At 75.2% G+C, this 11,380-nt stretch carries 10 protein-coding genes and 1 pseudogene; 4 read left to right on the top strand and 7 right to left on the bottom strand.

Annotated features, from left to right (window positions below):
• Nucleotides 1–3: 3 nt before the first annotated feature.
• From ACFVYK_RS24980 to ACFVYK_RS25000, 5 genes and pseudogenes are all read right to left on the bottom strand, one after another.
• Nucleotides 4–1,233: a phosphodiester glycosidase family protein gene (locus tag ACFVYK_RS24980; protein ID WP_389777830.1), complete on the bottom strand. Its 1,230-nt coding sequence runs from the start codon at nucleotides 1,231–1,233 to the stop codon at nucleotides 4–6.
• A 197-nt stretch (nucleotides 1,234–1,430) separates the two neighbouring features.
• Nucleotides 1,431–1,976, bottom strand: coding sequence for a GNAT family N-acetyltransferase (locus tag ACFVYK_RS24985; protein ID WP_389777832.1), 546 nt, complete (start codon nucleotides 1,974–1,976; stop codon nucleotides 1,431–1,433).
• Nucleotides 1,966–3,186, bottom strand: coding sequence for an NUDIX domain-containing protein (locus tag ACFVYK_RS24990; protein WP_389777834.1), 1,221 nt, complete (start codon nucleotides 3,184–3,186; stop codon nucleotides 1,966–1,968). The genes ACFVYK_RS24985 and ACFVYK_RS24990 overlap by 11 nt, the downstream gene beginning before the upstream one ends.
• Nucleotides 3,187–3,365: 179 nt before the next feature.
• Nucleotides 3,366–3,815, bottom strand: a complete 450-nt coding sequence (locus tag ACFVYK_RS24995; RefSeq protein ID WP_389777836.1) for a carboxymuconolactone decarboxylase family protein — start codon at nucleotides 3,813–3,815, stop codon at nucleotides 3,366–3,368.
• Nucleotides 3,816–3,876: 61 nt separating this feature from the next.
• Nucleotides 3,877–4,005 (bottom strand): annotated as a pseudogene (locus ACFVYK_RS25000) (hemin transporter); the annotation flags it as partial.
• 197 nt (nucleotides 4,006–4,202) lie between these two features.
• Here ACFVYK_RS25000 and ACFVYK_RS25005 point away from each other — a divergent pair.
• Nucleotides 4,203–5,129, top strand: a complete 927-nt coding sequence (locus ACFVYK_RS25005; protein WP_389777837.1) for a UTP--glucose-1-phosphate uridylyltransferase — start codon at nucleotides 4,203–4,205, stop codon at nucleotides 5,127–5,129.
• A gap of 122 nt (nucleotides 5,130–5,251) precedes the next feature.
• Here ACFVYK_RS25005 and ACFVYK_RS25010 read toward each other — a convergent pair whose 3' ends face one another.
• A complete protein-coding gene (locus ACFVYK_RS25010; protein WP_389777839.1) occupies nucleotides 5,252–5,887 on the bottom strand; it encodes a DUF6629 family protein in 636 nt (211 codons plus the stop codon).
• 322 nt (nucleotides 5,888–6,209) lie between these two features.
• On the opposite strand from ACFVYK_RS25010, the gene ACFVYK_RS25015 reads away from it, so the two are divergent.
• Together ACFVYK_RS25015 and ACFVYK_RS25020 are read left to right on the top strand one after the other, a co-directional pair.
• Nucleotides 6,210–6,563 carry an STAS domain-containing protein gene (locus ACFVYK_RS25015; protein ID WP_389777847.1) on the top strand — a complete coding sequence of 118 codons (354 nt, stop codon included), beginning with the start codon at nucleotides 6,210–6,212 and terminating at the stop codon, nucleotides 6,561–6,563.
• Nucleotides 6,560–7,489 (top strand): anti-sigma factor RsbA family regulatory protein, encoded by a 930-nt coding sequence (locus ACFVYK_RS25020; protein ID WP_389777841.1) that lies wholly within the window; start codon nucleotides 6,560–6,562, stop codon nucleotides 7,487–7,489. Before ACFVYK_RS25015 ends, ACFVYK_RS25020 begins: the two co-directional genes overlap by 4 nt.
• Nucleotides 7,490–7,523: 34 nt before the next feature.
• Here the strand turns inward: ACFVYK_RS25020 and ACFVYK_RS25025 are convergent, their stop codons facing one another.
• The gene (locus tag ACFVYK_RS25025; protein WP_389777843.1) at nucleotides 7,524–9,332 is read right to left on the bottom strand and encodes a protein kinase; all 1,809 of its coding nucleotides are present in this window, start codon (nucleotides 9,330–9,332) and stop codon (nucleotides 7,524–7,526) included.
• 246 nt (nucleotides 9,333–9,578) lie between these two features.
• Between ACFVYK_RS25025 and ACFVYK_RS25030 the strand changes: the two genes are divergently transcribed.
• Nucleotides 9,579–11,234, top strand: coding sequence for an FAD-dependent oxidoreductase (locus tag ACFVYK_RS25030; RefSeq protein WP_389777849.1), 1,656 nt, complete (start codon nucleotides 9,579–9,581; stop codon nucleotides 11,232–11,234).
• The last annotated feature ends 146 nt before the right edge of the window (nucleotides 11,235–11,380 follow it).

An 11,380-nucleotide genomic window follows, 5' to 3' on the forward strand; every position in this document is an offset into this window, starting at 1 on the left:
GCGTCACCTGGTGAAGACCCCGATGCCGTTCGGCACGGGACGCTCCGACCCGTCGGACGGATGATTGCGCACGGTGACCCGGGTCGCGCCCGGCGGGCGGGCCACCAGGGTCGACGAGCCGCCGCCGTCCAGACCGAAGCCCTCGGTGGCGCCGAGGCGCCTCAACTCGGCGGCGACCTCGGCCACGGTCAGTCCCCTGCGGTACGCCAGGGCCCCGTCCAGCGCCAGCAGGAACACCCTCTTCCCGGCGGCGGCGATGCCGACCGCGGTGCGCACGGCCGACACCGACGAGTTCAGACCGGACAGCGGCGCACCGCCCGACAGGACCGGAAAGCCGCCGACGGCGAAGCCGTAGCCGGACCCCGACGCGGACATCAGCCCGTAACGGACCGTCACCCGTTGGCCTCTGGCGAGTCTCTTCAGGCGTCGCGCGCCCGCCTCCCGCCCGACGAGGACCGTCGTGCCGGCCGCGACGCTTCCGCTGCCGGGCGTGTTCGACGCGGAGACGACCCTGCCCCTCCTCAGGGTCACCTCGTAGGCGCCCGCGCCGCAGGGCGCGGCCCGTTCGGCGTCGGCGCCGCAGACGGCCCGTCTGCGCGAGACGCTGCCCCAGTCCGGGGTGTACGCGCCGACGGAGTTCTCCGGCAGCGCGTACTGGTTGACGCCGCCCAACGGCAGCCGCCGGCCCCCGGCGGTGTACCACCCGTCCAGGGACAGGCTGTCCAGCCGGGCCCTGCCGTCCGTTCCGACGCCGATCACGGCCCTGGTGTTCGTGCCCGGCGGCAGCTCGGGTCCGAACCGCTGCCCGTCGGGGACCGCGCCCTTGAGCGCCCGGCCGTTCGCGACGGCCGGGCCCACGCTCGACCCGGTCGCCGCGACGCCCGGGTGCTGCGCCTCGGAGATGTCGAAGAAATCGCCGTTGACGCCGGCGACGGCCCGCTGCCGGTCGGCCAGCGCGGAGAGCGCCGCACGGGACGCGACCGCCCCCGGGTACAACAGCCCCAGGCGCACATGGGGGTTGGCGAGATCGACGTCCAGCACGTGCGCGCGTGCCGTCCCGGCGGCCGCCCGCAGGTCGTACTGCCGGTAGGCCACGCCCGCCGCCACGGTGGTCCAGGTCGCGGCGCCGGCCGAGGCGGTTCCCGCGAGCGTCGCACCGGCCGTGCTGCCCAGCGCGACCAGCAGGATCAGAGCCCTTCTGCCCGCCCCGGACCGTTGCTGACGCCGTGTCATGGATCCCCCTGGCTAGATCGGGGCGCAACTCTCTCATGACCTGCGGGAACGACCGCCGGACAGTCGGCGGGAAGACATCGGATCGGGTGAGGAAACACACGATTGCGAGTGGCTTGGCCCGCCGTTCGGCCGCGCCGCGGGCCAGGGCGTGCTATCCCGTCCGCGTGCGGGACGGGCCACGCCCGCGACGGGCGGCCTCAGTCAGCGGCCGACGAGCCCGGGGACGGCGCCGCGAAGCAGTTCACGAGCACGTCGCGCGCCGGTCCCCACCGCTGGACGACGGTACCGAGGCCGCGCCAGCCCAGTCGCTCGTAGAACGCCGCGGCCGGGTCCGCGGCGACCACGTCCAGCACCGGATGCAGGCCGCGGGTCCGCGCCGCCCGCACGGCCCGGTCCAGCAGCGCCGCGCCGAGGCCGTGACCGCGGGCGGCGGGGGAGACGTACAGCCGGCTGATCACCGCGGGCGCCGGCCGGCCCGGACGGCTGCGCCACAGCGCCGCCGCCGCGTCCCCCTCCCCGGGGGCGCACAGCCCGACGTGCCCCACGACCTGCCCGTCCAGCTCGGCCGTCCAGGCCGTGAGCAGCGCGGCCGGAGTCAGCCAGGCGGCGGGGTCCACGGGCCAGTCGACCGGATAACCGCTGTGCGTGTGGACCAGGGCCAGCGCGGCCACGCACCCGTCGAGGTCGGCCGGACGGCGGGGGCGGACGACGGCGGGCGGGGACCCGCCGGGGTCAGTCGTCATCGCCGCCCGGCCCGGCGGCGAGAGGAGGGACCGGAGCGAAGGAGGCAAAGGGAGCGAAACGGGCCGGGGCGTGGTCGATCGGCAGGTCGGGACGCCAGGCGGTGAGGGACTGGGCGCTGCACACGAACAGCGACGGCGGCAGCCGGTCCAGCGGGTACCAGCGCCAGTCGCCGACGCTCTCGCCGGGCTGGTCGGCCGGCTCGCCCACCCAGTCCGTGACGACGGCGCCGACCGTCATCCGCACGACGCCGTCCACCGCGTCGAGGAGCGTGCCCAGCAGGCGTACGTCGTCGGGGGCCGCTCGCAGCCCGGTCTCCTCCCGCAGTTCGCGCACCACCGTCTCCTGCAAGGACTCCCCGGGTTCCACGGCGCCGCCCGGCAGTTCCCAGGTGCCCCCGCGGTGACGGCCCAGGAGCAGTCCGCGGGGGCCGTGCAGGATGGCGCCGACGCCGAGCGTCGCGTGCGCGGCCGGCGGACGGCCGGCGCGGGGGCGGGCGCTCACACGCACCGGCCGCCGCGCCCGGAACACGCGGTAGGCGGCGGGGTTCCCGGGGTCGGGCGACGTCACCGTCACCACGTCCTCGACCCGCAGCCCGTGGTCGGCGAGCAACGCCTCCCACACCTCGGGGGCGGGCGCCCACAGGTGGACCGTCGTCTCGCCGCCGCCCGCGAACCGCAGGGTCTCCGGCCGCGCCACCGGCTCCGGACCCGTGCCCTCGCCGCCAGAGTCGGTGTGCAGCGCGGAGAAGCAGAGGGTGCCGCCGGGGACGAGCGCGGCCGCCAGGGCGGGGAACAGCCGACGCGGGTCGACGAAGGGCACGGCGTTCACGGAGTAGATCACGTCGTACGGCTGCGCCTCCCGCAGGTGCGCCACGGCGTCGGCGTGGATCAACCGCAGCCCGGGCAGGGAACCGTACCGGGCCCGGGCCCGCTCGATCTGGCCTGCCGCCGAGTCGACGGCGTCCACGACGGCGCCGTGTGCGCGCACGAGCCGGGCGGCGTGCCGGGCCGTGCCGCACCCCAGGTCCAGGACGCGCCGGCCCCTCAACTCGCCGAGGAACGCCTCGTCCGGCCCGGTGCCCGGGAACTCCCAGTCGATCCGCTCCGCCTCCGCCAGGACGGTGCCGCGCCGCAGGTGGTGCGTGGCGTACGCCTGCCATGCCTCGGCGTTGGCGGACTCGGGTCCGTCGGGGGTGACGGGTCGGGACATGGGCGGGGCCTCCAACAGGGCGGACACGGCGGGGTCGACACGGCGGGGTTGGACACGGCGGGGTTGGACACGGCGGGGCGGACGCGTGCGGGCGGACGGCCCGGACGGTGCTCGTCGGGCGTCGGCGCCTCGCACCGGCCACGGACGATTCCTACCGGACCGGACGCGCCCCCGTCGGCTCAGCGCACGGGATGCCCGCTGAGGATGGACACCCGGTTGAAGGCGTTGATGGTGACGGCCACCCAGATCACGGCGGAGATCTGGTCCTCGGTCAGCACCTGCCGGGCGTCGGCGTACGCGGTCTCCTGCGTGGCCGCGTCGCAGGGCACGGTGGTCGCCTCGGCCAGCGCCAGCGCCGCCCGCTCCAGCGGGGAGAACAGCTCGGTGTCCCGCCACGCCGCGAGGACGCCCAGCCTGCGGGTGTCCTCACCGGCGTGCAGGGCCGCCCCGGTGTGCACGTCGAGACAGAACGCGCAGCCGTTGAGCTGCGAGACACGCAGGTTGACCAGTTCCACGACGGTGCGCTCGAGCCCGGCGTCGGCGGCGGTCGCCCGCACGGCCTCGGACGTCTGGACCAGCGCGTGGTAGGCCTTGGGGCTCTGCTTGTCCATGAAGATCCGTCGCGTCATGGGTGGACATCCAACCAGAGGCCCGGTCGGGGCGGACGCGGCGGGCAGGTCACCTGCCGAGTCAGAGGTCCGGACCGAACACCTCGTCGTGGACGGCGGCGGGGCTCAGCCCCCGGGCGAGCAGGTCGCCGCGAACGGCCCGCATGAACGGCAGGGGGCCGCACAGGTAGGCGGTGGTGTCCGGGGGCAGGGCCGGACCGGTGACGTCGTCCGGTCCCTCGCGCACCCGCGCGCGCGGCCGTCGTCCGGGCTGTCCCAGGCCGCACCGGGCCCGCGCGTGCCCATGCCTGCCGCCGCGCCCGGTAAGCGCAGGTGGGGCGACCGTTGGTAGCGTCCGACTGTGCGGTGCCGACCGGCACGGTGCGCCGCTCGAACGAGAGAGACACGATGTCCCCGACGATCCGCAGGGCCGTGATTCCCGCCGCCGGGCTCGGCTCCCGTCTGCTGCCCCTGACGAAGGCGACGCCGAAGGAGATGCTCCCGGTCGGCGACAAGCCGGTCGTCGAGCACACCGTGCGCGAACTGGTGGACTCCGGCATCACGGACATCACCATCGTCGTCTCCGGCGGCAAGTCCCTGATCCAGGACCACTTCCGCCCCAACCCGGCCCTGGTCGAGCAATTGCGCGCCGGCGGCAAGACGCACTACGCGGACGCGGTGGAGGAGGTCGCCGAACTGGCCCGCCGGGGCCACATCACCTACCTCGACCAGTACGGCCCCTACGGCAACGGCACTCCGGTGCTGAACGCGGCCCGAGTCTTCGGCGACGAACCGGTGCTGGTGCTGTGGCCCGACGACGTCTTCGTGGCCGAGGTCCCGCGGGCCCAGCAGCTGATCCGCGCCTATGAGCAGACCGGCTGCCCCGTGCTGGCCCTGCTGCCGATGGACCCCGCCGAGTCCGGGCGCTACGGCGTGCCCATCGTCAAGGAGGACCTCGGCGGCGGCCAGTTGCGCATCACCGGTCTGGTGGAGAAACCCGAGCCCGCCGCGGCCCCGTCGGCGTACGCGGCCATCGGCGGCTATGTCGTCACCCCGGGCATCATCGACGAACTGCGGGAGCAGACCCGCCGCTGGTACGAGCACCGGACCGGCGAGATCTATCTGACCGACGCCATCAACGCCTACGCCGCCACCCGCGCGGTGTACGGGCAGGTCATCCAGGGGCGCTGGTACGACACCGGCAACCCGGCCGACTACCTGGTCGCCCAGATGGCGTTCGCCCTCTCCCATCCCGAGTACGGCCCGGTGCTGCGCGGCCTGGTCGCCGAACTCGACGACGGCCCCGCCGCCCGTGCGGAGGAGAGCGGCGGCTGAGCCGAGGCCGCCGTACTCCTCAAGCCCTCCCCGCCGCCCTGCTGCTGCCTCCTCCTCTCCTCCTCCCCGCTCGTGAACAGGGGGAGGGCGTGGGGAGAGCGGGAGATCAGGGCGACGGCCGGTCAGCCGCGCGGGCCGAGTCCTCGCGCGGCCGGCCGGCGGCGGGTCCAGTCCCACAGCAGCACCGACCACACGGCGGCGAACGCGCACCAGGTCGAGACGAACTCCAGCCGCAACAGCGTGAAACAGGCCGCCGCACCCGCCGCGACCACCGCCCCCAGCACCAGCAGGCGCCGGTCGCCGGAGACCAGCAGCGAGCCCACGGTGGCCAGGAGATAGCCCGCCACGAGCACCGGCGGATGCGTCAGGTCGAGGCGGTAGCCGACGGTGTGGCCGCGGATCTCGGCCGTCACGGGACCGGTGGCGATCCCGTACGCGAGCACCGCGGCGGTGGCCAGTCCGACCGCGAGCGCCCATCCCGGCCCGCGCCGGGCGGACGGCTCGGCGGCCGACCACACGCCCGCGGGCACCCACACCGCCAGCAGCGGCAGTGCGATGACCACCCACGCGACGGTGGCGGCCCCGTCGCCCCCGCCCGCGTCCCACACCGCCGCCTCCACGATCTGGTGCGCGCCGAGCAGCAACGGCAGCGCGGCCAGGAGGAGGTCCCGCGGGTCGCGCACCCGCGTCACACAGGCCACCCCGACGGCGGTCACGCCCGCGCCCGCCACCAGATCGGCCGTCGCACTCCAACACATCACGTCACCCTGGGTTCGACGTCGTCGGCGCCCGGGCGTCGTCGACATGGTCACTGCCGGCAGCGTCGGCATCCGTGTCGCCGGGACGCGGCCGTCCCGCCGTGCGGATCACGCTACTTCGCGCACCGGTCGCCCACCCGGCGCGGACGCGAACGCCGCCCGGAGCCGGAGAAGGTCGAACGGAGTCGAACGCAGTCCTCGGACAGGGCGGCAGCGGCGCCGTGGGCCGCGTTAGGCTGCCCGGGGGCGGGCAGCGGCCGTCCAGGGGTCTGGGCCCCTGGACGCGGCGGGTGACCCGCGGACACGAAGGAGGACGCGGGTGGTGGACGCCGCGGAGGCAGTCGACGGACCGGGGCCGGCGCGCGGCGGGGCCGCCCTGGAGGTGGGCCCCTTGCCCGGTCGACCCGGCATTCGCGCCAGGGGTGAGATCAGCGAGGTCACCCGGTCGCCGTGGGAAGCCGCTCTGGCGGGCCTGGCCCGGCAGCACGCCGACGTGTCCTACGTGGAGCTGTCGGAAGTGGGTTTCGTCGACGTGGCCGGAGTCGCGGCGCTCGCCGTCACCGCGTTGGGCCTGCCCGCCGGCCGCATGGTGGTCGAGCATCCGCCCCCGCAGGTGCCCCGGGTCCTGGGCCTGTTCTGGCCGGGCCTGCACCGGATCGAGGTGGCGCCGCGATGAACACGGTGGCGACCCATGAGGCGTTCGAGCATCCCGCGCTGTTCTACCGCGGCGAGCAGGAGTACGTGGACCAGACGGTGTCGTTCGTCCAGGAGGGCCTGGACCTCGGCGAACCGGTGGCGGTGGCGGTGCCCGGACCCAACCTGGAGCTGATCAGGACCGCGCTGGGCGCCGACGCCGAGGGCGTCCTGCTGCTGGACATGACGCAGGCCGGCCGCAATCCGGGCCGGATCATCCCCGGAGTGCTCCGCTCGTTCGCCGACGCTCACCCGCGGGAACGGGCGCGGATCATCGGCGAGCCGATCTGGGCCGGCCGCAGCGCGGTGGAGTACCCGGCGTGCGCGCAGCACGAGGCGCTGATCAACGCGGCCTTCGAGGGCCGCGCGGCGACCATCCTGTGCCCCTACGACGAGGCGAACCTGGACGAGGCGGTCCTGGCCGACGCCAGGATCACCCACCCGACCCTCGTGTCCCGCGACCGGCGCCAGGTCAGCGACGTCTACGACTGGCCCTCCGTCGTGGCGCGCTACAACGAGGCGCTGACGCCCGCCCCGGACGCCGCCGTGTTCTCCTTCGACGCCGGCAACCTGTTCATGGCCCGCTCCTTCACCGTGGAGCAGGCCCACCGGCTCGGCCTCGCGGGCCGGATGCTGCAGGACGCCGAGCTGGCGGTGGCCGAGCTGACGACGAACAGCGTGGTGCACGGCGGTGGACGCGGAACGCTCGCGGTGTGGGCCGAGGCGCGCCAGCTCGTGTGCGAGGTGCGCGACGCCGGCCGGCTGGCCGATCCGCTGGCCGGCCGCAGACCGCCCGCCCGGGGTCAGATCGGCGGCCGCGGTCTGATGCTCGTGCACTACGTGGCCGACCTGGTGCGCCTGCACACCGGTGACGAGGGCACGACGGTCCGCTTCTACCTGAGCTGCTGAGCGCCGGGGCCGCTGCGGAGGGCGGCCCCGGCCGTCAGCTCTCCGCCCGGAGCGCCGCCCAGGTGGCCTTGTTCACGACGCCGTTGGCCTTCAGCCCCTTGTCGCCCTGGAAGCCGCGGACCGCCGTCTCCGTGTCCGTGCCGAAGGCGCCGTTGACGCCGGCGGCGCCCACGCCGTAGCCGCGTGCGCTGAGCATGCACTGCGCCTGCCGCACCCGCTTTCCGGTGTCGCCGAGGCTCGTGCGGCCGCTGCCGGCGTAGTACGCGCAGTCGCTGATCCAGGGCGGCGCGGCGGGCTCGACCGGGGTGCTCTCGGCGGAGGGGCTCGCAGCGGCGGAGGCGGAGACGTCGTCGGCGGGTGCGGTGGGCGTGCTCCCCGTGCCGTCGGCCGCGGAGGGCGAGGCCGGGGGCCGGGACGGCGACGCGTCCTGCCGGGCCGCCACGTCGGCGCGTCTGCTGGACGAGCCCGCGGCGGAGGCCCGGTCCGGGACGCCGGACGGAGCCGCCCCGCCGCCGCCGGAGCCGGGCACGCCGCCCGGCTCGCTCCCGTACGCCGACGCGGACGCCCTCGGCGAAGCGGTCGCCGGGCCTTCCTCGTGCCGGAGGGACAGGGCGCCCGCGGCGACCGTGCCCAGCAGGGCGACGGCGGCGACGACCGCCATCCGCTTGCGCCGTGCCGGCGGCCGGGCCGCAGGCCTGGGCCCCGACGCCGACGATGACGCCGGCGCCGCCTGCGCCGGGTTCTCTTCGCGGGAAGCGTGGGCGGGCGGGGTCGCCGGGCTGCTCTCCCGGGGTAAGCGCCCGGACGGGGCCGCCGCCACCCGGTCCGCCCGGCCGTCCGAGGGCCGCAGCCGGGCCGCCCGTTCGACGGGGAGGCGGCGCAGCGTCTCGTACGCGCGCTGCCGGGCCAGCACCGCGCTGCGCATCGGCTCCGGCCAGCCGGTCGCCCGGGCTCGCGCGCCGACCGTGTCGATCAGCTCGCTCGGGACGGGACGCCGCTCGGGTTCCTTGGCCAGGCACGCCGTCAGCAGTGCGCCCAGCTCCGGGTCGGCCGCCGAGACCACGGCCGTCACCTCCGGGTTCGGCTCCTCGAACGCCACCCGGTGCATCACGTCGACGCCCGTGCCGTCGCCGAACGGGGCGCGCCCGGTGGCCGCGTACAGCAGGGTTCCGGCCAGCGAGAACACGTCGGAGGCCGTGTCGCAGTGACCCGTCCTCAGATACTCCGGGGACATGTAGGCCGCGGTGCCCACCCGGTTGCCCGTGCCGGTGATCGCACTGGCGTCCAGGGCCTTGGAGATCCCGAAGTCGATCACATACGCGCCCTGCGGCGACACCAGCACGTTGGACGGCTTCAGATCCCGGTGCACCACCTCCACCGCGGCGAGCGCGGTGAGCGCCCGCGCCAGCTCGGCGGTCAGCCGCCACACGGCGGCCGTGGGCAGGGGGCCGCCCCCGCGCACCGCGTCGGCCAGGTCCAGGCCGGGGATGTACTCGGTGGCCATCCAGAGCAGCCGGTCGTCCCAGCCCGTTCCGCGTAACCCCGGGGTGTGCGGCGGACCGAGCCGGGCGTGCACCGCGGCCTCGCGTTCGAAGCGGCGCTGGAACCGGACGTCCTCGGCGTACTCCGGCCGGATCACCTTCACGGCGAACAGCCCGGGCGTGTCGTCGGCGGCCCGCGCCAGGTAGACGCGTCCCATCCCGCCGCTGCCGAGCAAGGCCACCGGGACGAAGGGCCCGACGCGCTCCGGGTCGCCGATCCGCAGGGGTGAGGCTCCGGTCTGCCGGAGCGCGGCGGCCTCTTCCGCCGCGGAGTTCGGTGGGGGCGGCAGCTGGTCGGACACGGAACTCCCGAAGTGATGTTCGTCGTAACTCAGTTCCCACACGGTGGGAGATCGAGGCTAGCCGAGCCGCGGCCCGAGCTCAGCGTTTCGCGCGGTTCCGTCCGGTCGCCGCGACCGCCGACCGCCCGCGGGCGCCGCGACGCAGGCGGGTGAAGCCTGAGGAGCCGTCAGCTTCACGGGGCATGCATGAGGATCTCCGCCGTATCCGGCCGGGTCGGCGGAATCGACGCGCTGGAGGCGAGAGTGATGCACGAACGAGAAGAACGGACCGGCCCCCACACCCTCAGGGTCCCGGTCCTCATCGTCGGCGGGTCCCTGGTCGGCCTGGCGACCTCGTTGTTCCTGGGCAGGCTCGGGGTGCCCCACCTGCTGGTGGAGCGCCACGCCGGCACCTCCATCCACCCCCGCGGCCGCGGGAACAACGTCCGCACGATGGAGCTGTTCCGGGTGTCCGGCGTCGAGCGGGCCATCCAGGACGCGGCGGCCACCCTCGCCGACAACCACGGCATCCTGCAGACCCCCACCCTGGTCGGGGACGCGGGCGAGTGGCTGTTCCGCGACATCGACCCGGGCGGCGGCCTGGCCCGCTTCAGCCCCAGCTCCTGGTGCCTGTGCAGCCAGAACGACCTGGAGCCGGTCCTGCTCGACCACGCGCGACGGCTCGGCGGCGACCTGCGGTTCTCCACCGAACTGATGTCGTTCGAGACCGACTCCGACGGCGTCACGGCCGTGGCCAAGAGCCGTGAGACCGGTGAGCACATCGCCGTCCGCGCGGACTACCTCGTCGCCGCCGACGGCCCGCGCAGCCCCGTCCGCGAGCAGCTCGGCATCGGCCAGAGCGGCCCAGGCGACCTGTTCCACAACGTCAGCCTGACCTTCCGGTCCCGGCGCCTCGCCGACGTCGTGGGCGACCGCCACTTCATCGTCTGCTACCTGACGAACCCCGACGCCGACGGAGCGCTGCTGCCGGTCGACAACCGCGAGAACTGGGTCTTCCACGCCCCCTGGCACCCCGAACGCGGGGAAACCCTGGAGGAGTTCACCGAGGAGCGGTGCGTCGAGCACATCCGGCGGGCGGTCGGCGTCGCCGACCTCGACGTGGAGATCACCGGCAAGGCGCCCTGGCACGCCGCCCAGCGGGTCGCCCGCAGCTACCGGTCCGGCCGGGTGTTCCTGGCCGGCGACTCGGCCCACGAGATGTCCCCGACCGGTGCCTTCGGCTCCAACACCGGCATCCAGGACGCCCACAACCTCGCATGGAAGCTCGCCGCGGTGCTCGACGGCTGGGCGGGGGAGGGCCTGCTGGACACCTACGACGCCGAGCGCCGGCCCGTCGCGGAGGCCACCAGCGCCCGCGCCGCCGCCCGGTCCGCCGAGCACAGCCACCCGGGATTCGCCCCGCCGGCCGGCACCGGCGGCGGCCCGCAGCGAGGCATCCTCAACGTGGCCCTCGGCTACCGCTACCCGCAGGGCGCCGTCGTCGGCGCCGACCCCGCGGTCCCGGTCGTCCCCGAGGGCCTCGACCTGAGCGGCGGCCCCGGCAGCCGGGCGCCCCACCTGTGGGTGCGGCGCGCAGACGAACGGATCTCCACCCTCGACCTCTACGAGCGGTCCCTGGTCCTGCTCAGCGACGCCGGTGAGCCGGGCGGCTGGCACGAGGCCGCCGGACGCCTCGCCGCGGAGCTCGCCCTTCCGCTCAGGTCGTACCGGGTGGGATCCGGTCCCGACGCCGACCTGGTGCCGGAGGACGGCGCCGACTGGGCGGAGCGCCACGGCACGAGCCGCGGCGGCGCCGTGCTCGTCCGTCCCGACGGGTTCGTCGCCTGGCGGTCGCCGGGCCCGGACCGGGCGCCCGAGTCGACGCTGCGTCAGGTCCTGAACACCGGTCTGTCGCTGTCCTGACGCCGGTGCGCTTCACCCGTGTGAACGCCCCGGGTGGTGCCGCCGCGACCGGTGACTGACGGTGGATCACGTCCCGAACGGGTGCGTCAGTCTGACGAGGTGTCGGCTGCCCGGTCGTGACGGAAGGACCATCAGATGCGTTCTGC

The organism is Streptomyces sp. NPDC058291, from assembly GCF_042880855.1.
Lineage (GTDB): Bacteria > Actinomycetota > Actinomycetes > Streptomycetales > Streptomycetaceae > Streptomyces.

Bases quoted from the DNA above. Each gene is read 5' to 3' on its own strand.
- ACFVYK_RS25020 (WP_389777841.1), top strand. From the start codon at position 6,560: ATGAACACGGTGGCGACCCATGAGGCGTTCGAGCATCCCGCGCTGTTC.
- ACFVYK_RS25005 (WP_389777837.1), top strand. From the start codon at position 4,203: ATGTCCCCGACGATCCGCAGGGCCGTGATTCCCGCCGCCGGGCTCGGC.
- ACFVYK_RS24985 (WP_389777832.1), bottom strand. From the start codon at position 1,976: ATGACGACTGACCCCGGCGGGTCCCCGCCCGCCGTCGTCCGCCCCCGC.
- ACFVYK_RS25030 (WP_389777849.1), top strand. From the start codon at position 9,579: ATGCACGAACGAGAAGAACGGACCGGCCCCCACACCCTCAGGGTCCCG.
- ACFVYK_RS24980 (WP_389777830.1), bottom strand. From the start codon at position 1,233: ATGACACGGCGTCAGCAACGGTCCGGGGCGGGCAGAAGGGCTCTGATC.
- ACFVYK_RS24995 (WP_389777836.1), bottom strand. From the start codon at position 3,815: ATGACGCGACGGATCTTCATGGACAAGCAGAGCCCCAAGGCCTACCAC.
- ACFVYK_RS24990 (WP_389777834.1), bottom strand. From the start codon at position 3,186: ATGTCCCGACCCGTCACCCCCGACGGACCCGAGTCCGCCAACGCCGAG.
- ACFVYK_RS25010 (WP_389777839.1), bottom strand. From the start codon at position 5,887: ATGTGTTGGAGTGCGACGGCCGATCTGGTGGCGGGCGCGGGCGTGACC.